Source organism: Lysobacter sp. HDW10 (genome assembly GCF_011300685.1).
GTDB lineage: Bacteria > Pseudomonadota > Gammaproteobacteria > Xanthomonadales > Xanthomonadaceae > Solilutibacter.
On record NZ_CP049864.1, the window covers coordinates 1,999,019 to 2,021,539 of the forward strand.

The window sequence follows — 22,521 nt, forward strand, 5'->3', positions numbered from 1 at the left end:
TGTGGATACCCCATGAAACTCAATTCCGCGCGCGCCATTGTCACTGGCGGTGTCTCCGGCCTTGGCTTTGCAGTCGCCAAGCATCTAGTAGCGAATGGCGGCAAAGTCGCTCTATTCGACGTCAATACAGAGAAGGGCGAAAGCGCCGTTGCCGAACTGGGCGAAGCCAATGCAAAGTTCTTCAAAACCGACGTCAGCAATGAGGCGGAGGTTGTCGCGAATGTGGCCGCGAGCCAAGCGTTTTTGGGCGGTTTGAATGCATGCATTAACTGCGCCGGCATTTTGGGTGCGGGTCGCGTGCTTGGCAAAACCGGACCGATGGCGCTCTCGCAGTTTCAAACGACGGTCATGGTGAACTTGGTGGGTAGCTTCAACGTTGCCAAAGCCTGTGCCGATCTGATGCAACACAATGACGCGAGTGACGACAACGAACGCGGCGTCATCATCAACACCGCATCGGTTGCGGCCTACGAAGGCCAAATTGGTCAGGCGGCGTATTCAGCGTCCAAGGGCGGCGTTGTCGGCATGACCTTGCCAATGGCACGCGAACTGGCACGATTTGGTATTCGCGTCGTCACCATTGCGCCGGGTGTGTTCTGGACACCGATGGTGGACGGCATGCCGGAAGACGTTCAAAAATCGCTGACCGCGACGATTCCGTTCCCCTCGCGCTTGGGTCGCCCGGAAGAATATGCCGACCTCGCGGCGTACATTTTGACCAATACCTATATCAACGGCGAAACCATTCGTCTCGACGGCGCGACGCGCCTTGCACCCAAGTGAGAAAGGCATGAAGGCTTACGACATTAAGAAAGGCAATGTGGTCGAACACAACGGTGCTGTTTATCAAATCCGCGACATCGAACGAAGCTCGCCGCAAGGCCGCGGTGGCAACGTCAAATTTCGTTTCACCATGTATAGCGTGCCGGGTGGCAGCAAGCTCGACTTGAGCTTGGGTGGCGATGACGAATTGCGCGAAGTCGACTTGGCGCGTCGTCAATCGACGTTCTCGTACAAAGACGGCGAAGCCTTCGTGTTTATGGACGACGAAGACTACACGCCGTACACGTTAGACGCAGACGTCGTCGGCGACGACGCGGGTTACATCACGGACGGTTTGTCAGGCTGCTATGTGCAAGTCATCGACGACCAACCGGTCGGCCTGCAATTGCCGCAATCGGTCATCTTGGAAGTAATCGAAACGCCGCCGGAATTGAAAGGCGGCACTGCCACTAAGCGTCCGAAACCCGCACGCTTGTCGACCGGCCTTGAAATCCAAGTACCGGAATACATCGCCAACGGTGAACGCGTGTGGGTGAACACCACCACCGGTGAGTTTGGCGGCCGCGCAGACTAAGCACGACTACCCGATTGATCGCCAAAGCCGACATGTTTCACGTCGGCTTTTTTTATGGCCTTGCGTGACGACGTGTTAGCCAGCGTTGCGCCATTCGACGCAGCGATGTATCTGCGCTGTCATCCGCTGCGAGTGACGCGATATCGCGCCACGCCAGCGCATGCGATTCGTCGCTGACCGCAAAGCGCTCGTCGCCATTTGCCACCACAACAAAGCGCGCATCGTAGTGCCAATGCCCTGGCACACCCTTGTGTTCGGGAATGAAATGCAGGTCGATGTCAAAGATCTCAGGTTCGACACTTAAGTCCGACAAACCCGATTCTTCTTCCGCTTCTTTCAAAGCCACCGCGGCCAAATCCGCATCACCGTCTGCATGGCCGCCGAGCTGCAACCATCGATCCAATTTCTTGTGATGGGTCAACAACACGCGCAAACCGTCCGCACTGACGAGCCAAGAAGAACCCGTGAAGTGCCCCTCGAGGCGTGATCGCGCATAGGCCTGAGCACCCTCTTCCGCCAGCGCAATGAATTGGGCGCGCCAATCGCGAATTTCCGCATCGTCCACAAATGGAAATGCCGCAAGTAACGCCGAAGTGTTGGAGTCCGCCATGCCCCAATGCTGCGCTGCGTCAATTCTTTTTGCAAGCAATCGGACAGAAAACCCTTGTGCCCGCGGCAACATAACGGTTATGTTTCGGTGAATGTCCACCGTGTCTCTTTGGGGAACCGAATGTTGTTTCAACGAATCAAGCCGCTCGACAAAATCCTAGAAACTGCCGAGAAGAAGTCGCTGAAGCGTCAGCTCGGCGCGTTCCAACTCACCATGCTCGGCATCGGCGCCATTATCGGTACCGGTATCTTCGTGCTGACCGCTGAAGCAGGCCAGAAAGCAGGTCCGGCCATGATGGTGGCATTCGTGATTGCGGCGATCGTGTGCGCACTTGCGGCGCTCGCCTACTCCGAATTGGCTTCGATGGTGCCGGTCTCCGGTTCCGCTTACACCTACACCTACGCCGTGATGGGCGAAATGCTCGCTTGGGTCGTCGGTTGGGCTTTGGTTCTCGAATATGCCGTCGCCGCAGGCGCGGTTGCCGTGGGCTGGTCCGGTTACATGAACGGCCTGTTGAGCAGTGCAGGCATGGAATTACCTACCGCACTCAAAACCGGTCCGATGGACGGCGGCGCATTCAACGTGCTCGCATTCGGTATCGCTTTGGTCGTGACCTTCTTGTTGGTCATCGGCACCTCGAAGTCGGCCAAGGTCAACGCCATCTTGGTGTTGATCAAGGTCATTGCCTTGACCGCTTTCATCTTTATCGCTGTACCTGGCGCGAAAGACGCAAACTTCCAACCGTTCTTCCCGACCGGCTGGGGTAGCCCGATGGGTGGCGTCGGCGTGTTGGGTGCTGCGGCTTCCATCTTCTTTGCGTACGTCGGCTTTGATGCCGTGTCGACCGCAGCAGAAGAAACCAAGAACCCGAATCGCAACATTCCGATCGGTCTGATCGGCTCGCTGCTCGTGTGTACGATTTTCTACATGCTGGTCGGCTACGGTGCCGTCGGCGCCATCGGTGCGCAACCGATGATGAATGCTGCAGGCATGGCAATCCATCCGGGTACACCGGAAATGGCCGCGGCCTGTGCTGCCGGCGATCCGAATGCCTTGGTGTGCAGTAAAGAACCTTTGGCACACGTCTTGAAGGTCATGGGCTTTGCCAAATGGGGCAACCTGATCGGTTTGGCCGCTGCATTGGCCCTGCCGTCTGTGATCTTGATGATGATCTACGGCCAAACGCGCATCTTCTTCACCATGTCGCGTGATGGCTTGCTGCCGGAAGTGCTGTCGAAAGTGCATCCGAAATTCCACACCCCGCACGTGGTGACGATTTTGACCGGTATCTTCGTGGCATTGTTCGCCGCCATGTTCCCGGTGGGCATCTTGGCGGACATCTCGAACTCCGGCACCTTGTTCGCATTCATGGCCGTTGCCGTGGGTGTGTTGGTCCTGCGTAAGCGCGATCCGGGCCGCAAGCGTCCGTTCCGCACGCCGTTTGCATGGATCGTTTGCCCGCTCGCCATCCTCGGCTGCTTGCTGCTGTTCTTGAACTTGTCGGTTTACACCATCGGCATGTTCGTCGGCTGGGCTGTGATTGGTCTGATCGTCTATGCCGTGTATGGCTATCGCCATAGCGACATGGCGCGCGGCATCACCGGTCCTGAAGGCGGCCCGAAGATCGATCCGGAACCGCCGTTCCATGAAGGTCCGCAAGCCTAATTCAGGCAGGACACTGAGATAGAAGAGGAGCCCGGGCAACCGGGCTCTTTTTTATGCGCTTGATGCCTACTCGGCCCCCAGTCACATGCGCTTGATTAAACTAAAGCCATGAACGACACCCTCCCCTACGATTCGCAACACCTCCGTCATCTCGCCGTCGAACTCATCACCAATATCCGTGAGCTAGGCCATGCAGGCTGGACACCGGCCACCAGTAGCAATTTCTCCATGCGCCTGGATGACAAGCACGCGGCGATTACCGTGTCGGGCAGAAACAAATCCAAGCTCACCGAAGCCGACATCATGGTCGTGGACTTCGATGGCGCAGCGGTTGGCAATCAGTTGCGTCCGTCGGCGGAAACGCTATTGCATACACAGCTCTACAAACGGTTTAACGAAGTCGGCTGTGTCTTGCATACGCATTCCATCACGCAAACCGTGGCATCACGCTTGTTTGCTTCTGCGGGCAAGATTCGGTTTGAGGGTTATGAGTTGCAGAAAGCCTTTCAAGGCAATACAACCCATGACGACATCATGGATGTGCCGGTGTTCGCCAATACGCAAGACATGACAGTGCTCGCCAAGCAGGTCGAAGCGCGTCTGGAAGAAGGCCCTATGTGGGGCTATCTCATCGATGGTCATGGCTTGTATGCGTGGGGTCGCGACATGCACGAAGCGCGACGCCATCTGGAAGCCTTCGAATTTCTACTCGCCTGCGAACTCAAGATGCGCGAGGTGAACCGATGAGTCGCCTTCGCATTTTCAAAGAGACGGATCCAACCTCGGTGTTGTTCGAAACAACATCACAAGACGAGATCGCTCGACGTTTGAAAGAGATCCATGTCGATTTCGCGCAATGGACCGCTGACAAAGCGGTGCGTGCAGGCGACTCACCCGAAGCGGTGATGGACGCCTATCGCACAGAGATTGATCGTTTGGTTCACGCACACGGGTTCAAGAGCATCGACGTGGTCAGCATTGCGCCAGACCATCCGAATCGCGATGAAATGCGCGCGAAATTCTTGGACGAGCACGCCCACAAGGAAGATGAAGTCCGTTTCTTTGTGGACGGTTCCGGGCAGTTCGTCCTACATGTGGACGACCATGTGTATGAAGTGGTGTGCACGAAAGGCGATTTGATTTCTGTGCCCGATGGCGTCACGCACTGGTTCGACATGGGACCGGCACCGCATTTCGTGGCGATTCGCTTCTTTACCGCAGCCGACGGCTGGGTCGGCTACTTCACCGGCACCGATATCGCGCAACGGTTCCCCCGTTACGACGCACCTTTGGAATACGTATGAAACCGCTGGTCCTCACCGACATCGAAGGCACGACCTCGTCGATCTCTTTTGTAAAAGACGTTCTGTTTCCATACGCGCGACAGGCACTCCCCGACTTTGTTGCGCGTAACGGACATGATCCGCATGTGCGTCCCTTGTTGGATCAAGTGGCGGCGGAATGCGGCGGCATCTGCCAAGACGCCATGATTGCCGAGACGCTGCAAGGTTGGATCGATGAAGATCGTAAACACACGGCACTGAAAGCACTGCAAGGCATGATTTGGGCGGCAGGCTATCGCGAAGGTGACTTCAAAGCAGACATCTATCCGGATGTCGCGCCCGCGTTGCAGGACTGGCATGCGCGCGGCATTCCGATCGCGGTGTATTCATCGGGCTCAGTGCCTGCGCAGAAACTTCTGTTTTCGCACACCCAGGCCGGCGACTTGACGCCTTTGTTCTGCAACTACTTCGACACCGAGGTCGGTCATAAGCGCGTCGCGGACAGCTATCGTTTGATTGCAGACACACTTGATCGCACACCCGACACGATCTACTTCTTGTCTGACGTCGTCGAAGAATTGAATGCTGCACGTGAAGCGGGCATGCATACGGTGCTTTTGGATCGTTTGGAAGACTATCCCGAACCGCGCAGCGACAGCGCGGCTAACGGGCATGCGCGTGTCACTTCATTCGCCGACATTGCACTGACCTGATCAAGGCGCTGCGTCCTGCAACTCGTAGGTGCGCTGTGCGCTTTGCATGGCACCATTGATGTCTGCATACCGCACGGTCACGGTGTGCGTGCCTAGCGCCAACTGCGTAGGCAAGGCACCCCGCCACAAGTGTTCAACGTTCTGCGCCTCTGGCGATCGGTCGTAAGCGCGCAAGCTGAGAGCGGCATCATCGCGTGCATTCTCAGCCAGCAAATTCGGATCGGGTCGACGCACACGCTGCATGGTCTTCCAAGCACCGTCGTCTACTTTGAACTCGACTTTCGCGCCGGGCGCAACCATATACGCGTTCACGTACAGCCCCCAAGCCGGGTAAGCGCCCCGTCGCAACGCGTGAGGCGCGCTTAAGTGCATCGCCGGCTGCGCCGCATCGCGCGCGGCGTGCCACACAAGTGAATAACGCCCGTCACGTTGGATCTCAAGCGTGGCCCAACCATTGGGTGTGCCGTCTGCCATGGTCGTATCAGGAATGCCCTGCGCATCTTTGACGCCGGACCAAAATGCGCCGCATACGGCACCCACGTTGTATTCGTGCAAGGGCGTCGACCCTTGCCAGCCTGAGCTACGGTCGTGAAATACGTGTTGCTGCGTGTGGTTGTGCGCACTCAATACGAGCACATGTTTGAAACGGGCGAGCAGATCGAATAAGGCTTGGCGATCTGCGTCGCGAAAGGAGTCGCGGCCCTCTGCTTCAAACAAGGGAATATGCATGCCCAAGATCAGCATTCGGTCATCCGGAAGCGTTGCCAAATACGCGCGCAGGAAGGCCAGCTGATCTTGTCGGAACCCGCCGGTATAGCCAGATGAAGGCGCGCCTGTCCAAATCACATCGTCGAGGCCGATATAGGTGAAGTCGCGCTCGTTCCACGCGAACGTATCGGGCCCATACGTGTTTCGGAATGTGTCCAATGCGTGCAAATCGCTCGACGCATCCATATCGATATCGTGATTTCCTGGAATGTGCAGCCACGGCACACCCATGCTTGCCGTGATGGCATTCATCGACGGATACAGTGACAAGTCATCGTTCACGATGTCGCCGAGGCTGGTGCCAAACAAGAAGTTCGACTTTTGACGTTTTTGCAATTGCTTGACGTCGGCGACGACGTCATCTCGGTAGTAGCCCACATCTGCCGCATTCTTGGTTTGCGGATCGGCAAACACCAAGACCCGGCTCGGACCCGAGACAGGCTTCACATCGGGCACGAATCCAATATCAAAACGCAAGCTGCTCTGAAGATCGAGTCCGCCAAATTTCAATCCTGATTCGCGGGTGGGTTGATAGGCCTGCCAGAACGCAGGCATGCCATTGACACCCCGGCGCGCCGCGAAGCCCGCTGGCTTGACGGCAAAGACCACCTGCCCCGTTTCAACCGGAATCACATACGCGCCTTGCGTATCGGTCAGTACGATGTCGCGGCCATTCGACACGACCACGTGCGCGATGCCCTTCTCACGTGCTTCTTGAATGCCATTGCCGTTTGCATCTGCAAAGACGCGCCCGTGCATTGACTCGGCTGCCGCAAGCGGTGCGGCGCATACCAACACGATCGCCGCGCAGAGAGTTTGCATCGCACGTGAACCCATCGCCTTACACCTCACATCAATTCACAGACATCCCATTTTCTGCCCATCGCGTCGCGCGAGCGACCACTTGGTCAAGTGCCATGTCGCGCTTCATGTAAGGCACCAAGGTTCTGAACTGCGCCAGCACTTCAGCCACCTTCGGCGACGGCGCAAAGGGCGGGCGCTTCGCCAAATCAACGCGCAGGGCTTCAATCTCTTGGATAAAGTCGGCGTCAGCAGCGTGGACGCTTGGGCATGCATGCTTGGCAAACGCAGCACCTTCGGTTTGCTGTGCCAAAGTGCGTGCGGCTTCCAGCATTTCAACGCGCAAATCGATGGCCTGCGCCGCGACCAAAATTTCCAAGCCGAGCACTTTGGCGAGATCATTTGTCATGGCTAAGACGTGGCGCGCTTCATTCGCGCCCATTGACACATGGTCTTCGGCATTTGCACTTGTCGGAATGGAATAGACGCTCGCCGGCATCGCACGTGAGGTCAGGTCATTGACGATCGCCGCGGCCGTGTATTGCACGATCATCATGCCGGACTCGGTGCCATCTTCGTTGCCGATCAAGAACGCAGGCAAGCCGTCATTGGTCGCGGGATCCACCAACTTGTTCAAACGACGTTCGCTGATCGACGCCAGCACTGGAATCGCAGCTTTCACCGCGCTCATCGCCAAGGCCAACGGCATGCCGTGGAAGTGGCCTGCTGAAATCACCTGTGCATCCACATGGCTCGCGTTGGAGTCCGGGAACACCAGCGGGTTGTCAGTCACGGCGTTCAATTCAATTTCGAGGACGCGTGCCGCATGCGCGACCGCATCGCGCACCGCGCCATGCACCTGCGGCACGCAGCGGAGCGAATAACTGTCTTGCGGTTGATGCTTCTTGCCACCACGGAAAGGCATGAAGCGCGTATAGAACTTCTCGCGCCCATGGCGTTCTGAGGTGGGCACCCATTCCCACTGGATATCGAAGGTGTGTTCGTCCAGTGCCGGGGTTGGCCAACGACCTGCTTGCCAGGTTTTGAACTTTGGCACCAAGTGATACGGCACATCTGCCAAACGAGAATCTTTCAAGAGCTCGCGCAGTTGCGCGGCCACGTGAACTTGACCCGGATGTGGACGCAGAGCGTGCACTTCCTCTGCAAACGCGCCGGTGCGACCGGCAAAGCCTTCGAGTGTCATTGCAGCGGCACTGTCTGCGACGTCTAGCAAGCGCTCCAATCGCGCGACAGCCAGAACGCCGGTCGCAAGCATCTGCGCAGTACCGTTGTTCAGTGCAAGTCCTTCCTTGTGCTGGAGTTGCACAGGTGCAAGGCCCGCACGCTTCAGTGCTTCGCCGCCGGCCATGCGTTCGCCGTTGAAGAAGGCTTCGCCCTGCCCTAACAACACGATCGCCAAATGCGACAGCGGTGCAAGATCGCCCGAAGCGCCCACGGAACCCAGCTTCGGCACGACGGGCACGACACCCGCGTTCAGTAGTGCGGTCAAGGCTTCCAAGGTTTGGACACGAATACCGGAATGGCCACGCAACAAGGTGTTGATGCGGATTGCCAACATCGCACGCACAACATCCGCTTCAAACGGTTCGCCGACACAGACCGCATGCGTCACGATCAAGTTCTCTTGCAGTTCGATCATCGGTTGCACATCCGCGCGCGATGCACGCACCGAGTGCGCGCCAAGCAACTTGTCTGCATTACTGCCGAACCCTGTGGAGATACCGTAAATCGGTTCACCACGGACGACTTGTGTGTCGAGGAAATCTGCGGCTTTGCGTACGTGTGCAATCGCCGAATCGGCCAATGCGACCTGTGCACCCTCTGCAATCTTCAGCAAATCAGCGCGGTCTAGTGAAACACCGTCCAGAACAACTGTGTGCATCATGCATCACCCTTTAGATGTTGAAGAACAGCGGCCGCATCTTGCACGCCTGCATAGGGCAACACCACTTGCTCACCGGTCTTCAAATGTTTGATTGTGACTTGATTGTTTTCGCGCTCACTGCCGCCGCGCATGACGACATACGGAATGCCCAACTTGTCCGCATATTGAAACTGCTTGGCCAATTTGCGCGCTTCGAGTTGCGTTTCGACATTCAAACCTTGCGAACGCAGCGCCTGCGACAGACCGAGCGCGTCTTCCAAATCCGCTTCGTCCATCAGCGCGACCAAAACATCGACGCCGGACTCACCCGCCGAAACGATACCGGCTTCACGCAACTGCCAATACAAGCGCGACAAGCCAATCGAAATGCCGACGCCTGGCAGTTTGGATTTCGTGTAGCTGCTGGCCAAGTTGTCATACCGTCCACCGGAACAAATCGAACCGATACCGGGATGCGCGTTCAAGGTCGTCTCGTAGACGATGCCGGTGTAGTAATCCAGACCACGTGCGATCGACAGATTCAAGGCATAGCGTGATTCGGGCACGCCCAAGAACTTCAACTGCTCAAGGGTTTCCCGCAGCGCGCTGCGACCTTCATTGAACAAGTCTGTGCCCTCGCCCAGTGCGTCCAGTTTGGCAAGGGCGTCGTCATGCGAGGTCGAGCGCACGCGCGAAAACGCCAACAAGCGACCCGCAGTTTCAGCGGACAGATTGAAGGCTTCGCCGGTCAAAGTGTCACGCACAGCGTCTTCGCCGCGCTTATCGAGCTTATCGATTTCACGCAAGACTTCATCTTGTTTCGCGCCTTCGATACCCAAAGTCTCGAAGAAGCCGCGAAGCAATTTGCGGTGATTGAATTGAATGGTGAACTCGCCGATCTGCATACGCTCGAACACCGCATTGATGACCGCCGGAATTTCCGCGTCATACCGTGTGCTCAAACTGTCCTTACCAATGACATCGATGTCGCATTGATAGAACTCGCGGAAGCGACCCTTCTGCGCACGCTCGCCGCGATAGACGCGTTGCATTTGATAACGGCGGAAGGGAAACGCCAGATCGTGCTCATGCTCGGCGACATAACGCGCCAATGGCACCGTGAGATCGAAGCGCAATGCCAGTTCCGGGAGGCCCGGTTCATTTTTTTCCAGTGCCCCGGTGGATTGCACGAAGTACACCTGACGCTCGGTCTCGCCACCGCTCTTGGTCAACAACACTTCGGAGAGTTCGAAGACCGGTGTCTCTAACGGCAAGAAGCCAAAGGACGCATAGGTGTCGCGCACCACATCCAACATGCGCTGAAAAACGACTTGTTCCCTGGGCAATAACTCCAAAGTGCCCGAGGCGGTGCGCGGTTTGATCATGTCGAGTTCCGGCTGCAAAACACTCATTGTAAATGCCGCTTGCGCCAACTCAGAACCCACTTTAGAATGATCGGCTCACATCGGGGTGTAGCTCAGTCTGGTAGAGCGCTACGTTCGGGACGTAGAGGTCGTAGGTTCGAATCCTGTCTCCCCGACCAAAAACGCAAGTTTTGCGCGAAAACCGGCCTAAAGCCGGTTTTTTCGTTTCTGGCGAATGCCGCCCAGCGTGTTTAAAGGCGGGTCAATTCTGGCCCTGACAAGCGCCCTCAGGCCCCTCTAAGCTTTTCCACGTTGACTCAGCGTTTCGCGAACGTCCTGCCAAGTGAGCCCGCGCGCCTGCAAAAGCACTAAAAGATGGTAGGTCAGGTCGGCCGCCTCGCCGCACAGCGATAAATCATCCGCCGCGACCCCGGCCAAAGCGGCTTCCACGCCCTCTTCGCCCACCTTTTGCGCAATCCGAATCACCCCCGCATCAAACAGGCTGCGCGTGTAACTCGCATCCGAGGTGCAGGTCTTGCGTTGCGAGATCAGCGCGTCCAACTCAGCGACAACGTCCGTTGGCGCGTTCGCAAAGCAACTGGGCTCGCCCGTGTGGCAGGTCGGACCCCGCGGCCTGACGAGAACGAGCAGACTGTCGTTGTCGCAGTCCGCCTGAATAGACACAAGATCGAGCACGTGACCGCTGATTTCGCCTTTGGTCCACAAACGTTGCTTACTACGACTGAAAAACGTCACCTGGTCGCGCTCCAGGGTGACCTTCAGTGACTCACGCGACATGTAGCCCAGCATCAGAACGCGCAAACTGTCGACGTCCTGCACGATCGCGGGCATGAGGCCACCCTGCTTCTCCCAGGCAAGCGCGTCGATGCCAGACACTTGAACGAATTCCTCAGACACGCCGCACCTCAATCGTTTCTTCGTGGAGTCGCTGTTTGAGCAGTGGTATCTCAATGGCGCCTGTATGAAACACGCTGGCCGCCAGCGCAGCATCCACGTCGGCATCTCGAAAGACGTCTACGAAATGCGCGATCGTGCCCGCGCCGCCGGATGCCACCAGCGGAACGGCGCACGCCGCACGCGCCGCACGCAGTTGTTGAATGTCGAAACCATTGCGCATGCCGTCGCTACCCATGCAATTCAGGACGATCTCACCCGCGCCCAAGTGCTGGACTTCTTCGATCCAACTTAAGGTGGGCCGCTCGAGCGCTCTCATGCGCGCAGGGTCTCCGCTGAACTGCCGGACCCGCCATTCGCCATCGTCATCCCGCAGGCTATCGATCCCGACAACCACACACTGCACACCGAACGTTTCTGCGAGTTCGGATATGAAGGCCGGGCGCGCAAGTGCGGGCGAATTCACCGATATTTTGTCGGCCCCTGCATTGAGGAGCCTGCGTGCATCCGCCAACGTGCGTATGCCGCCCGCGACACAAAAAGGAATATCAATGATGCGCGCCACACGCGCGACCCAATCGGCGTCCGCACTGCGATTCTCGGGGCTTGCGGCGATATCGTAGAACACAAGTTCATCTGCGCCTTGGTCGCGGTAGCGTGTCGCTAATTCAACGATATCGCCCATATCCACGTGATCGCGAAAACGCACACCTTTCACAACCCGACCATCGCGGACATCCAAACACGGAATGATGCGTCGACTCAACATGCGCGCACCACGTCGTTCAAATCCATGAGGCCATCGAGCAAAGCTTTGCCAAGCACGACACCCGCGCAACCCGCTTCGCGTAAGGCGCCGATATCCGAGAGTTGATGCACACCACCCGACGCTTGAACGGCGAGCTGTGGCCAATCGCGGGCCAAGCGCGCATAGAGGTCGACGTTGGGCCCGCCGAGCATGCCGTCGCGATGGATGTCGGTGCACAGCAGATGACGGATGCCTGCCTGTGCATGTCGATCCAACAAGCTGTCCAATTCGATGCCGCTGTTCTCAGTCCAGCCGTTGATGGGCAGCCGCCAAATGCCACCACTGTCGCATCGCGTATCAAGTGCAATCACGATGCGCTCCACCCCAAAGCGGCGCAGCCAAATGGCCACACGATCCGGATCACGCACCGCAAGTGATCCAACAACAACGCGGTCCGCACCTGCGTCAAACAGGCGCTGTATCTCATCGTCGGAACGAATGCCGCCGCCGGTTTGCACGCGGAGCGCGGTGTGCTGCTTGATGTTTGCCAATAGCTGCGTGAGCGTATAGCCGCCGGCACGCGCCGCATCGAGATCCACCAGGTGCAACCAATCTGCCCCCGCCCGCGCATAGTCCTGCGCAAGGGCAAGCGGCTCACTCGGATAGCGCGTTTCATTTGAATAGTCCCCTTGACGCAAGCGGACGACACGGCCATCGCGTACGTCAATCGCGGGATACGGCGTAAAGACCGTCATGCCGCGGACATCGAAACAAAGTTTTTGAGCAGGCGCGCACCGAGATCGCCCGAACGTTCTGGATGGAACTGGACGCCGTGGAAATTTTCACAACGCACAACTGCCGCAAATGCATCGGCATGCGTGCTCTCGGCCAGCGTAAAGCGATTCACAGGTGCCGAATAGCTATGCACAAAATAGGCGCGTGCGTCTTGCTCAATCCCGGCAAGTAAGGGCGCGTCCGTACGCACTTCCAAAGTATTCCAGCCCATATGCGGCACGCGCGCGTCGGGCGCAGCACGCATCGCGCGGACGCGACCGGGAATGAGTCCCAGGCATTCAACGTCCCCTTCCTCGGATGACTCAAACAGCAGTTGCATACCCAGGCAGATCCCAAGTACGGGTTGGGTCAGACGCCGAATCACGTCCACAAGCCCACGCGCGTGCAACTGTTGCATCGCGGGACGCGCAGCACCTACGCCCGGCAAGATGACACGCGCCGCGCTTTCAATTTGAGTGATGTCATCACTCAAGTTCGCGCTTACGCCCAAACGTTCAAACGCATAGACGATAGACCCGATATTGGCACCGCCCGAATCAATGATGAGGACATCCGAAGATTCAGCGCTCACAAGAGACCCTTGGTGCTTGGCAGGTCAAAACCTTCGCGTCGAATGGCCTGACGTAAGGCGCGTGCGACGGCCTTGAAGCACGCCTCAATCTTGTGGTGATCGTTTTCGCCGGTGACGCGCAAGTTGAGATTCATACCTGCCGCATCACAGAGCGAACGAAAGAAGTGCGCGATGAGTTCCGTCGGCAGCCCACCCACGCTGTCTCGCGAGAAAGTGCCGTCGAACACAAAGAATGCGCGCCCCGAAAAATCCAATGCCGCCGTGGCCAGCGCTTCGTCCATGGGCAGGGTGAAACCATAGCGATGGATCCCGCGCTTATCGCCGAGTGCTTCGCGAAGTGCTTGACCCAAGGCGAGTGCGCAATCTTCAACGGTGTGATGTTCATCGACATCCAAGTCGCCCTCACAGCGCAGCGACAAGGCAAAGCCGCCATGTGTACCGAGTTGCGCCAACATGTGATCGAAGAAGCCAATACCGCTCGCGATCTGCGGCGCCGCAACAGCATCCAAATCAATGTCGACAACGATGTGTGTTTCTTTCGTGCTCCGGATCACTTGGGCGCGACGCGGTGCCGTGACCAATGTGTGTGCGATGTCGGCCCAATCTGTGCCTTCACCGAACTGCGGCGAACGCAACTTGAAACCACTGATGCCCAGGTTGTCCGCGAACTGCATATCGGTGTCACGGTCACCCACCATTGCGCTCCGCGACCAGTCGATCGAGCGGTCCTTCAATAGGTGAACCACCATGCCTATTTCCGGCTTGCGACTTGCCGACTTTTCGTGCGCGTAGCTCGCATCGATGAGGACTTCGCGAAAGCGGATGCCTTGGCTTTCGAATATGTGCAGCATCAAGTGATGCGGGCCGTCAAACGCTGCGCGCGGAAATGCGTTCGTGCCCAGACCGTCTTGATTCGTCACGATCACAAATTGCCAACCGGCAGCTTGTAAGCGCAAGAGCGCAGGAATGACACCATCGACAAAGCGCAGCTTCTCAAACGCATCGATTTGAAAATCGTCCGGTTCGGCAATCAAGGTGCCATCACGATCCACGAACAGGACAGGTACTGGCGACGTCATGCCTGCACCCTCGGCTGCGTGAGCGCAGAAATCACACAATCGATTTGTTCGGCTGTCCCAATGCTAATCCGCAGCGCATCTTCCAGACCGGGCGTTGCGCGCATATCGCGCACGATGACACCCGCGCCAAGCAGGCATGCCAACACGGACTCCGCATCTTCAAAACGCACGAGTAGAAAGTTTCCGTGTGAGGGATAGACGCGCCGCACACATGGAAAACGCAACAACGCATCTCGCAAACGCGTCCGCTGCTGCCGAACGACCAAGACCGCATCACGCGTCGCGGCTAACACCCGCGTCGTAAGTGCGTCCAATGCTGCCTGTACCGCTGGCTGTGCAAGGGGATACGGCGCTTGGCTACGTTTGAGCATGCCGATCAACGTCGGTGCGGCAATCACGCTGCCAATGCGCGCACCCGCAAGTGCGTGCGCCTTGGACAGTGTGCGCAGCAGAACAAGGTTGTCATAGGTATCGACGAGCGACACGCATGCATCCTCGTCTGCAAACTCCGCATACGCAGCATCGACCACGACCAAGGCCTTACTCGCTAAGCGCGTTGCGAGCTTCGCAATGTCTTCCAAGGCGATGCACTCACCGCTTGGATTACCCGGGTTGCAGATAAAAACGAGGGGGGCATCGTTGCTCAGGGCTGCCGTGGCCATCGCATCAAGATCGCTTCGCCAACCTTCGGGCGTATCCAATGCGGGCACTTCAATGACACGCGCACCTTGGAGCTTTGCGACCACCGCATACATACCAAATACCGGCGGCGCTATGACAACCGCACCCTGACCCGGCGCGCAAAATGTACGAACAAGTAGATCGATCCCTTCGTCGCTTCCGCGCGTCAACAAAAGTTGCGTTGGCGCAACGCCATAGAGTTCAGAAAGCGCTTCGCGGAGTGCGCTTGGTTGCGGATCAGGATATCGACGGAGTGTTCCGCTTGAATCACTTAAGGACGCCGATGGAGATTCATTGGCGTTGAGCCAAATATCGCCATCCAACACATCGCTGCGTGCAGAGCGATAGCCGCCAAAAGCACGGAGGTCCTCGCGCAGCAATATCTCCGCCGTGCTCATGCGCTTGCCGCCAATCGAATTTGCACTGCGCGCGCATGCGCATCGAGGCCTTCTGCTTCCGCCAAACGTGCCGCACACGGGCCAATCGTGCCAAGCCCCGAACGACTCGCCGTCTGTACCGTCAAGGCCTTCATAAAGCTCGAGACTGACAACCCACTCCATGCGCGCGCCGCGCCACCCGTCGGCAAAACGTGGTTGCTACCGGTGCAATAGTCGCCCAACGATTCAGGTGTCCAATCGCCCATGAAGACCGTACCGGCATTCTGTACGGATGACAGCCATTGCTCGGGTTCGCGTACGCTCAAGATCAAATGCTCAGGCGCGTAGTCATTGCTGACGGCAATCGCTTCTGCAATGTCCGCGACGCGAATAAAACGCGCATGCGCCAAGGCAAGACGCGCAATCGCCGCACGCGGGAGCGTCGCGATCTGTCGCTCGACTTCCAGCGCGGCTGCTTCAAGCAGTGCATCGTCGTCGCTCAGCAGAATCACTTGCGAATCAGGTCCATGCTCCGCCTGTGACAACAGGTCTGCAGCCACATAGGCCGCATTCGCGCCGGCGTCTGCGATGACCAACACTTCCGACGGGCCGGCGGGCATATCTATTGCAGGCCCACCCTGACGCTGAGCAACCTGTCGCTTGGCTTCGTCTACATACGCATTACCAGGACCGAAAACCTTATCGCACCGCGGTACGGTTTCCGTCCCAAGACTCATTGCAGCGATGGCCTGTGCGCCGCCTAGTTTGAATATCCGAACATTCGGTGCAAAGTGCGCGGCCACCACCACGGCCGGATCTGCTCGCCCGTCGGGTCGTGGCGGCGTGCACAGTACGACTTCTTCGCAGCCGGCCAGCATCGCTGGGATGGACAGCATCAATGCCGTCGACGGCAGGGGCGCACTCCCTGCCGGGACATAAAGACCCACCGTAGTAATTGGCCGCAACACGCGTTCACAGCGCACGCCTTGTGTCGTGTCGACCGCATAGGGTAAGGGCATCCCTGCACGGTGAAAGCATTCGATGCGCGCAGCCGCTTCTTTGATGGCTGAAAGCAGATCGGGCTGAAGTACATCAAACGCGGCTTGGCGCTCCGCCTCGTCCACCTCAAAATGATCGAGAGACACCTTGTCGAACTGTTCCGTCAGCGTGCGAAGCGCGCGATCGCCGTGCGTCGCGACTTCGGCAATGATTTCGCTCACGCGAACGCTTGTTTCCAAAGCAATGGTGCGCGCAGGACGCGCGAGGAGTTGCGTACGAAGCGTCGTATCGGCTTCATTCCAATGGATACGCCTCACGCCAACATCCTTTCAACGGGTAGCACCATCAACCCGCGTGCACCCGCACGTTTCAAGGCTTCCAATTGCTGCCAGCTGACCAAGCCATGACACAGCGCCTGCATCGCCAACAGTTCGCCGCCATCGACGGAATAACTTGTCGGTGGCTCGGAGTTCGGCAACAGCTTCAACACATCGGCCGCCGCCTCACGCGTGGTTTGAAAGATCAACAGTTTGCTGTCGCGTATGCGCAGTACGCCGTCGAGTCGCTGCAACAACACCTGCGCAATCTCATTGAGATCCGGATCGAGTTCGGCCACGGGTCCGGCAAGCACAGCTTCGCTTTGAAGCACATCACACACGGGCTTGAGCTGATTTGCTGCAAGCGTTGCCCCACTTGAAACGAGGTCGCAGATCAGGTCTGCTTGCCCAAGACGCGGCGCAATTTCGACTGAACCCGAAAGGACAACGACTTCCGCGTCCACCGATTGCTGTTGCAACCAAGCGCGTGTCAACGCCGGATAAGAAGTAGCGATGCGCATGCCGCTTAGTTGCGCAACGCCTTGCCATGTCCAGTCGTTCGGGATCGCCAACGAGAGCTTGCAACCGCCGAAAGCAAGCGCGCGCCATTCGCTGAAATTTGCGGCCTGCCCCATTTGACCTGCGTGTTCGGCCAACACGTTGCGGCCGACAATGCCTAAATCGCACAGCCCACTGTGAATCAGGCCGGGAATGTCGTCGTCGCGTACCAATAGCAGATCAACAGGTACGTTTTCGCCGTAGCAAAACAGTTTGTCTGGACGCTCGCGCCACACCAGTCCACATGCGCTGAGCAAGGCACGCGCCGGCTCACTCAGACGACCATTCTTTTGGATTGCAATGCGCAAGCGATCGCGGCGCATTGGCGCGGGCTTTGGGTTCATGTTGAACATCTCAAGGGGAAGGTGTTTGTGTTGCGAGTGCCGCGGCGTAACCACCTGCGCCCTGCTCCAAGGTGCGCGCAACGCGACCGATCGTCGTGACACTGACGCCGGTTTTGTCATGAATCGCGCGGTACGGCTCACCGGAGGCAATCTGCGGCACGACCTTCCATCGGTCACACATCGATTCAAGTTCGGCCGGCGTACAGAGGTCGCGCAGGAATGCAGCGACCTTTTTCGGATCGTCGAGTGCCGCGAGTGCACGCGCGAGCGAATGAAAGTCTGTGTCGGATTCACGCTTCGTGGGGCTATAGGGCCGGATTTTCATACTTGACTCAATGTGTTAACACGTTAATACATTAACATACTATGGGCACAGGATTGCAGCCGTCAAGTCCTATTTGGTTTTCCCGCCCGTTAAACTGTGGGCTTACCCTACGAGCCGTTTATGAGCCTGCATCTTTACAACAGCCTGAGCCGGACACTGGAACCCTTCGCACCCGCGGACCCCGATTGCCCGACCCTGTATCTCTGCGGGCCCACGGTCTACAACTACGTCCATATCGGCAATGCGCGCGGCCCCGTCGTTTTCGATGTGCTCGCCGCCCTCCTGCGCCGCCGCTACAAGGCCTTGAAGTACGCGCGCAACATTACGGACGTCGACGACAAGATCAACGCGGCGGCCAAAGAAGCCGGCGTGCCGATCAGTGTCATTACAGACAAATACGCCCATGCGTATGTGGAAGACATGTCAGCGCTCGGTGTGCAGGCCCCGGACATTGCACCAGCGGCAACCGCGCACATCGCCGAGATGATCGCCATGATCGAAACGCTGATCGAGAACGGTCATGCCTACGCCGCCGAAGGCCATGTGCTGTTTTCCGTGAACGCGTTTGCTGACTACGGCAAGCTGTCACGGCGCGATATTGAAGACATGCGCGCAGGCGCACGGGTGGAAGTTGCGCCCTACAAACGCGACCCGGGCGATTTTGTCCTGTGGAAGCCTTCGACCGACGACTTGCCCGGCTGGACCTCGCCTTGGGGCCGCGGTCGCCCCGGCTGGCACATCGAATGCTCAGCCATGGCCGCCAAACACTTAGGCGAAACGATCGACATCCATGCAGGCGGCGTGGATTTGCAGTTTCCACATCACGAAAATGAAATCGCGCAAAGCGAGTGCGCCCACGGCGGCAAAGTGTTTGCGCGCTGGTGGTTGCACAACGGCATGCTCAATTTCGACGGCGCCAAGATGAGTAAGTCCGTCGGCAATATCGAGCGCGTGCACGAACTCATTCAGAAGCATCCGCCGGAAGCCCTGCGCTTGGCATTGCTGTCGGCACATTACCGTCAACCGCTTGAATGGTCTGACCGGCTTGTTGATCAAAGCATTCGGACGCTGGATCGCCTTTACGGCACCCTGCGCGAGCTCGACGGCATTGAGGCACAGGCAGTGATTCCAGACAGCATCGAAGCGGCCTTGAATGACGATTTGAATACGCCCGCTGCGCTCGCAGAGATCGCACGCATTGCGGCGGATGCGCGCAAAGCCACTTCAATGGAAGACAAAGTGCGCTTGAAGTCCGAACTACTCGGCGCAGGTCTTGCGCTGCGCCTACTGCAACAAGAGCCCGACACTTGGTTCTCGCGTGGCGCGACTGAAGACGAAGATGCAAGCATTCAAGCCTTGGTGGATGCGCGCACTGAAGCCAAACAGAACCGCGACTTTGCGAAGGCCGATGCACTGCGTGCACAGCTCGATGGCTTAGGCATTCAATTGGAAGACACACCACAAGGTGTGCGCTGGACCAGGAAAGCCTAATGTCACTTTTCCCGATGGAAGCGTCCACGCAAGAAGCGCAAGCGGCAATCACCGACGAATTCACTTTGTTCAGCGATTGGTCCGAGCGCTATCAATATTTGATCGACCTCGGCAAAAAACTGCCACCGCTGGACGACGCGTTCAAGACAGAAACCTATCGCTTGCATGGCTGCCAATCCAATGTATGGATAACGCATCGCCTTGAGGATGGCCGTCTGTATTTTGATGCCGCCAGTGATTCAACCATCGTCGCAGGTCTGATTTTTCTTGCCCTGCGTGTGTATTCCGGCCGCGCACCTGACGAGATTCTTGCAACAACGCCAGATTACGTTCGTACCATCGGACTGGAACGCCATCTTTCGCCGACCCGCTCCAATGGACACGCTGCATTACTACAGTTCATTCAAGACCGCGCGAGCGACGCCCAGTGAGCGACACGATTTCGGCTGAAATCGCGCCCGCACCCTCGCCTTTTACGGTCACCGGCTTCCGATGGTTGATGGTGTACCGCATCGCCACGATGCTTTCCTATCAAATCGTGGCGGTGACAGTCGGCTGGCATATCTACAGCCTGACGCGTGATCCATGGCAATTGGGTTTGATCGGATTGGCGGAAGTGATTCCGTTTTTTTGCGTCGCACCGTTTGCGGGACATCTGGTCGACACACTGCCGCGTCGCAAACTCGGTATGGCGGCGAGCACCCTGCTTGGCATCAATGCCATCGTCCTCACATTCATCGCTAGCGGACATATTTCTTTTAATGGCACCTGGCCGATTTATGCGGCCGTGATGGTGGGTGGCGTGGGCCGCGCCTTTCTGGGCCCGATTTACAACGCATTGTTTGGACGCGTGCTGACGCGCGCACAATTTCCCAAAGGCGCAAGCTTGGGCAGCGTGATTTTTCAACTCGGTCTCGTGCTCGGCCCGGCCATTGGCGGTTTGATTGTTGGGCATTTTGGAAAAGCCACCGCTTACGCCACGTCAACCGTATTCGTCGTATTAGCGATTTTTGCGCTTGCGGTCATGAAAGTGACCGAGCCTGTGCAAACGCAAAATCGTGGACCAGTGTTTCAAAGCATCGGTGAAGGTCTGAAATTCGTATTCGGACATCAGATCTTGTTGGCTGCTTTGGCACTCGACATGTTTGCCGTTTTGTTTGGCGGCGCGATTTCACTCGCACCTGCCTTTATCAAAGACGTGTTGAATGCAGGTCCGGAAGCTTTGGGCATGTTGCGCGGCGCGCCCGCCTTGGGTTCGGTCTGCGTCGCGCTATGGCTGTCGCGTCATCCCTTGGATAAAAACGCCGGCAAAATCATGCTGTTTGCCGTGGCGGGGTTTGGCGCCTGCATGATCGGTTTCGGACTCAGCAAAGTCCTTTGGCTGTCCATTGTGTTTTTGTTGATTTCGGGCATGTTCGACGGCGTGTCAGTGATCTTGCGCTCGACCGTGTTGCAACTTGCGACGCCGGACGACATGCGCGGGCGCGTGTCATCGGTGAATAGTGTGTTTATCAGCAGTTCGAATGAACTGGGTGCGTTCTATGCGGGCTCAATGGCCAAGTTGCTGGGACTGGTGCCCGCCGTGGTGCTCGGCGGCTTTGTCACGATTGGCATTGTGACTGCGACGGCTACATTGGCGCCGCGCTTGCGCAAACTCAATATGCGGGAATTGCACTAAACATCTGAATTCCCTGTCCGCGAGACGGACAGGGAATCCCCGTTCGACTTAGTCGCTGAACTGACGTTGCAGGTGTTCGCGACGGCCTTGCGCATCCAAGGTGCGCTCGGCTTCCGGGCGTGCTTCCAAACGTTCGAGGCCGATTTCTTCACCGGTATCGACGCAGTAGCCGTAGTCGCCGTTATCGATGCGACGCAAGATTGAATCGAGCTTGCCGATCATTTTGCGGTTGCGATCGCGTTCGCGCAGTTCCAACGCATTTTCTGTTTCACGGCTGGCGCGTTCGGCATCATCACCCACATCGCGCACTTCTTCTTTCAGGCTTTCGATCGTTTGCTTCGATTCGGCCACCAAAGAAGCGCGACGATCGAGCAACTTCTGACGGAAGTACTCGATGTGCAGCGGATTCATGTATTCCTCTTCCACCGACGGCTTGTAGCCGGCCGGCAAAATCGGGCGTTTGGTTTCGCGATCAATGTCGTATTTGACGACTTTGACCTTGGACGACTTCGGCGCGACTTTTTCGGTCGGCGTCTTGGCGATCAGGGTTTTGCCGGTCGGGCGTTCGCGCGGCGGTGCCGGCGGAATCGGACGCGGTGCCGGTGCCGGTGCGACGGCCTTCTTACCGCTCTTCTTTGCCGGAGCTGCGACGCTGGCCGACTTCTTGACCGGTGCCGGTGCCGGTGCCGGCGTCGGTGCGGGCTTGGCAACGGGTGCCGGTGCAGCTTTCTTAGCCGGTGCTTTGACCGCCTTTACGGGCGCGGCTTTGACCGGTGCAGTCTTCTTCACTGCAACAACGGGGGCCTTCTTGGCAACGACGACTGCTTTCTTCGCAGGCGCTTTGCTCGCCGAGGGCTTTGCAGCCTTCGCCACAGCCTTTGCAGGCGCAGCCTTTTTCGCAGGTGCTTTGGCAACGACGGGCTTCTTGGCGACCTTCACAGGTGCTTTCACGGTCTTTTTGGCCGCTTTGGCGACTGGCTTAGCAGCGGGTTTGGCCGACTTGACCGCTTTCGCGGCCGGCTTCACCACTTTCTTTGCCACGACCGGTTTCTTTGCAGGTGCCGACTTCTTGGCGGGCGCCTTGGCCTTGGTGCTGGTCTTCGCAGTGGTTTTCACTGCTTTCTTTGCTGTTTTCTTGACTGCCACGAATCCGTCCTTACTGAAGTCCCTTGAGCGCGGGACGTCGGCTGTTATAGC

General features: G+C 57.8%; 23 protein-coding genes and 1 tRNA gene. 10 read left to right on the forward strand and 14 right to left on the reverse strand.

The genetic code is table 11. The features are described from left to right. Positions 1-12: 12 nt before the first annotated feature. Both G7069_RS09650 and yeiP read left to right on the forward strand, forming a co-directional pair. Positions 13-783, forward strand: coding sequence for an SDR family NAD(P)-dependent oxidoreductase (locus tag G7069_RS09650; RefSeq protein ID WP_166297023.1), 771 nt, complete (start codon positions 13-15; stop codon positions 781-783). A 7-nt stretch (positions 784-790) separates the two neighbouring features. Then, complete coding sequence (gene yeiP, locus G7069_RS09655; RefSeq protein WP_166297025.1) at positions 791-1,357, forward strand: elongation factor P-like protein YeiP; 567 nt, start codon at positions 791-793, stop codon at positions 1,355-1,357. 52 nt (positions 1,358-1,409) lie between these two features. On the opposite strand, the gene G7069_RS09660 is transcribed toward yeiP, so the two are convergent. Next, positions 1,410-1,967 carry an NUDIX hydrolase gene (locus G7069_RS09660; protein WP_166297027.1) on the reverse strand — a complete coding sequence of 186 codons (558 nt, stop codon included), beginning with the start codon at positions 1,965-1,967 and terminating at the stop codon, positions 1,410-1,412. A gap of 120 nt (positions 1,968-2,087) precedes the next feature. Between G7069_RS09660 and G7069_RS09665 the strand changes: the two genes are divergently transcribed. From G7069_RS09665 to mtnC, 4 genes are all read left to right on the forward strand, one after another. Further along, positions 2,088-3,632, forward strand: coding sequence for an amino acid permease (locus tag G7069_RS09665; protein ID WP_166297029.1), 1,545 nt, complete (start codon positions 2,088-2,090; stop codon positions 3,630-3,632). 108 nt (positions 3,633-3,740) lie between these two features. Next, positions 3,741-4,379, forward strand: coding sequence for a methylthioribulose 1-phosphate dehydratase (locus G7069_RS09670; RefSeq protein WP_166297031.1), 639 nt, complete (start codon positions 3,741-3,743; stop codon positions 4,377-4,379). Continuing rightward, positions 4,376-4,936: an acireductone dioxygenase gene (locus G7069_RS09675; protein WP_166297033.1), complete on the forward strand. Its 561-nt coding sequence runs from the start codon at positions 4,376-4,378 to the stop codon at positions 4,934-4,936. The genes G7069_RS09670 and G7069_RS09675 overlap by 4 nt, the downstream gene beginning before the upstream one ends. Beyond that, on the forward strand, positions 4,933-5,628 hold the full coding sequence (gene mtnC / locus G7069_RS09680) for an acireductone synthase (protein WP_166297035.1): 696 nt from the start codon (positions 4,933-4,935) through the stop codon (positions 5,626-5,628). Before G7069_RS09675 ends, mtnC begins: the two co-directional genes overlap by 4 nt. Here the strand turns inward: mtnC and G7069_RS09685 are convergent, their stop codons facing one another. Genes G7069_RS09685 through hisS form a run of 3 tightly spaced genes read right to left on the reverse strand, consistent with a single transcriptional unit; the run spans position 5,629 to position 10,494 of the window. Then, positions 5,629-7,218, reverse strand: a complete 1,590-nt coding sequence (locus tag G7069_RS09685) for a calcineurin-like phosphoesterase family protein (protein WP_166297037.1) — start codon at positions 7,216-7,218, stop codon at positions 5,629-5,631. 31 nt (positions 7,219-7,249) lie between these two features. After that, a complete protein-coding gene (locus G7069_RS09690) occupies positions 7,250-9,103 on the reverse strand; it encodes an aromatic amino acid ammonia-lyase (RefSeq protein WP_240912575.1) in 1,854 nt (617 codons plus the stop codon). Beyond that, entirely contained in the window at positions 9,100-10,494 is a 1,395-nt protein-coding gene (hisS, locus tag G7069_RS09695) for a histidine--tRNA ligase (RefSeq protein ID WP_343162587.1), read from the reverse strand. The genes G7069_RS09690 and hisS overlap by 4 nt, the downstream gene beginning before the upstream one ends. Before the next feature lie 54 nt (positions 10,495-10,548). Between hisS and G7069_RS09700 the strand changes: the two genes are divergently transcribed. Next, a tRNA-Pro gene (locus tag G7069_RS09700) sits at positions 10,549-10,625 on the forward strand. A 118-nt stretch (positions 10,626-10,743) separates the two neighbouring features. On the opposite strand, the gene hisIE is transcribed toward G7069_RS09700, so the two are convergent. From hisIE to G7069_RS09745, 9 genes are read right to left on the reverse strand one after another with little or no spacing between them, the layout of a single operon-like run. Beyond that, the gene (hisIE, locus tag G7069_RS09705) at positions 10,744-11,298 is read right to left on the reverse strand and encodes a bifunctional phosphoribosyl-AMP cyclohydrolase/phosphoribosyl-ATP diphosphatase HisIE (protein ID WP_240912674.1); all 555 of its coding nucleotides are present in this window, start codon (positions 11,296-11,298) and stop codon (positions 10,744-10,746) included. 58 nt (positions 11,299-11,356) lie between these two features. Further along, complete coding sequence (gene hisF / locus G7069_RS09710) at positions 11,357-12,130, reverse strand: imidazole glycerol phosphate synthase subunit HisF (protein ID WP_166297039.1); 774 nt, start codon at positions 12,128-12,130, stop codon at positions 11,357-11,359. Then, positions 12,124-12,864 carry a 1-(5-phosphoribosyl)-5-[(5-phosphoribosylamino)methylideneamino]imidazole-4-carboxamide isomerase gene (gene hisA / locus G7069_RS09715; protein ID WP_166297041.1) on the reverse strand — a complete coding sequence of 247 codons (741 nt, stop codon included), beginning with the start codon at positions 12,862-12,864 and terminating at the stop codon, positions 12,124-12,126. The genes hisF and hisA overlap by 7 nt, the downstream gene beginning before the upstream one ends. Then, on the reverse strand, positions 12,861-13,475 hold the full coding sequence (gene hisH, locus G7069_RS09720) for an imidazole glycerol phosphate synthase subunit HisH (protein ID WP_166297044.1): 615 nt from the start codon (positions 13,473-13,475) through the stop codon (positions 12,861-12,863). Before hisH ends, hisA begins: the two co-directional genes overlap by 4 nt. Continuing rightward, positions 13,472-14,554 carry a bifunctional histidinol-phosphatase/imidazoleglycerol-phosphate dehydratase HisB gene (hisB, locus tag G7069_RS09725; protein WP_166297046.1) on the reverse strand — a complete coding sequence of 361 codons (1,083 nt, stop codon included), beginning with the start codon at positions 14,552-14,554 and terminating at the stop codon, positions 13,472-13,474. The genes hisH and hisB overlap by 4 nt, the downstream gene beginning before the upstream one ends. Continuing rightward, a complete protein-coding gene (hisC, locus tag G7069_RS09730) occupies positions 14,551-15,633 on the reverse strand; it encodes a histidinol-phosphate transaminase (protein ID WP_166297048.1) in 1,083 nt (360 codons plus the stop codon). Before hisC ends, hisB begins: the two co-directional genes overlap by 4 nt. Continuing rightward, positions 15,630-16,928, reverse strand: coding sequence for a histidinol dehydrogenase (hisD, locus tag G7069_RS09735; RefSeq protein ID WP_166297050.1), 1,299 nt, complete (start codon positions 16,926-16,928; stop codon positions 15,630-15,632). The genes hisC and hisD overlap by 4 nt, the downstream gene beginning before the upstream one ends. Next, the gene (gene hisG / locus G7069_RS09740; protein ID WP_166297052.1) at positions 16,925-17,830 is read right to left on the reverse strand and encodes an ATP phosphoribosyltransferase; all 906 of its coding nucleotides are present in this window, start codon (positions 17,828-17,830) and stop codon (positions 16,925-16,927) included. The genes hisD and hisG overlap by 4 nt, the downstream gene beginning before the upstream one ends. A 10-nt stretch (positions 17,831-17,840) precedes the next feature. Further along, positions 17,841-18,155 carry a YerC/YecD family TrpR-related protein gene (locus G7069_RS09745; RefSeq protein ID WP_166297054.1) on the reverse strand — a complete coding sequence of 105 codons (315 nt, stop codon included), beginning with the start codon at positions 18,153-18,155 and terminating at the stop codon, positions 17,841-17,843. Positions 18,156-18,275: 120 nt separating this feature from the next. On the opposite strand from G7069_RS09745, the gene cysS reads away from it, so the two are divergent. The 3 genes from cysS (at position 18,276) to G7069_RS09760 (ending at position 21,324) form a co-directional block, all read left to right on the forward strand. Next, complete coding sequence (gene cysS / locus G7069_RS09750; protein WP_166297056.1) at positions 18,276-19,646, forward strand: cysteine--tRNA ligase; 1,371 nt, start codon at positions 18,276-18,278, stop codon at positions 19,644-19,646. Continuing rightward, entirely contained in the window at positions 19,646-20,077 is a 432-nt protein-coding gene (locus tag G7069_RS09755) for a SufE family protein (protein ID WP_166297058.1), read from the forward strand. Before cysS ends, G7069_RS09755 begins: the two co-directional genes overlap by 1 nt. 68 nt (positions 20,078-20,145) lie before the next feature. Further along, the gene (locus G7069_RS09760) at positions 20,146-21,324 is read left to right on the forward strand and encodes an MFS transporter (protein ID WP_166297711.1); all 1,179 of its coding nucleotides are present in this window, start codon (positions 20,146-20,148) and stop codon (positions 21,322-21,324) included. Between the two features lie 48 nt (positions 21,325-21,372). Here the strand turns inward: G7069_RS09760 and dksA are convergent, their stop codons facing one another. Then, a complete protein-coding gene (gene dksA, locus G7069_RS09765; RefSeq protein ID WP_166297060.1) occupies positions 21,373-22,470 on the reverse strand; it encodes an RNA polymerase-binding protein DksA in 1,098 nt (365 codons plus the stop codon). Positions 22,471-22,521 lie beyond the last annotated feature (51 nt).

Coding starts and splice junctions, on each gene's coding strand:
- G7069_RS09650 (WP_166297023.1), top strand. CDS start 13: ATGAAACTCAATTCCGCGCGCGCCATTGTCACTGGCGGTGTCTCCGGC.
- yeiP (WP_166297025.1), top strand. CDS start 791: ATGAAGGCTTACGACATTAAGAAAGGCAATGTGGTCGAACACAACGGT.
- G7069_RS09660 (WP_166297027.1), bottom strand. CDS start 1,967: ATGGCGGACTCCAACACTTCGGCGTTACTTGCGGCATTTCCATTTGTG.
- G7069_RS09665 (WP_166297029.1), top strand. CDS start 2,088: ATGTTGTTTCAACGAATCAAGCCGCTCGACAAAATCCTAGAAACTGCC.
- G7069_RS09670 (WP_166297031.1), top strand. CDS start 3,741: ATGAACGACACCCTCCCCTACGATTCGCAACACCTCCGTCATCTCGCC.
- G7069_RS09675 (WP_166297033.1), top strand. CDS start 4,376: ATGAGTCGCCTTCGCATTTTCAAAGAGACGGATCCAACCTCGGTGTTG.
- mtnC (WP_166297035.1), top strand. CDS start 4,933: ATGAAACCGCTGGTCCTCACCGACATCGAAGGCACGACCTCGTCGATC.
- G7069_RS09685 (WP_166297037.1), bottom strand. CDS start 7,218: ATGCAAACTCTCTGCGCGGCGATCGTGTTGGTATGCGCCGCACCGCTT.
- G7069_RS09690 (WP_240912575.1), bottom strand. CDS start 9,103: ATGATGCACACAGTTGTTCTGGACGGTGTTTCACTAGACCGCGCTGAT.
- hisS (WP_343162587.1), bottom strand. CDS start 10,494: ATGAGTGTTTTGCAGCCGGAACTCGACATGATCAAACCGCGCACCGCC.
- hisIE (WP_240912674.1), bottom strand. CDS start 11,298: ATGCCCGCGATCGTGCAGGACGTCGACAGTTTGCGCGTTCTGATGCTG.
- hisF (WP_166297039.1), bottom strand. CDS start 12,130: ATGTTGAGTCGACGCATCATTCCGTGTTTGGATGTCCGCGATGGTCGG.
- hisA (WP_166297041.1), bottom strand. CDS start 12,864: ATGACGGTCTTTACGCCGTATCCCGCGATTGACGTACGCGATGGCCGT.
- hisB (WP_166297046.1), bottom strand. CDS start 14,554: ATGACGTCGCCAGTACCTGTCCTGTTCGTGGATCGTGATGGCACCTTG.
- hisC (WP_166297048.1), bottom strand. CDS start 15,633: ATGAGCACGGCGGAGATATTGCTGCGCGAGGACCTCCGTGCTTTTGGC.
- hisG (WP_166297052.1), bottom strand. CDS start 17,830: ATGAACCCAAAGCCCGCGCCAATGCGCCGCGATCGCTTGCGCATTGCA.
- G7069_RS09745 (WP_166297054.1), bottom strand. CDS start 18,155: ATGAAAATCCGGCCCTATAGCCCCACGAAGCGTGAATCCGACACAGAC.
- cysS (WP_166297056.1), top strand. CDS start 18,276: ATGAGCCTGCATCTTTACAACAGCCTGAGCCGGACACTGGAACCCTTC.
- G7069_RS09755 (WP_166297058.1), top strand. CDS start 19,646: ATGTCACTTTTCCCGATGGAAGCGTCCACGCAAGAAGCGCAAGCGGCA.
- G7069_RS09760 (WP_166297711.1), top strand. CDS start 20,146: ATGGTGTACCGCATCGCCACGATGCTTTCCTATCAAATCGTGGCGGTG.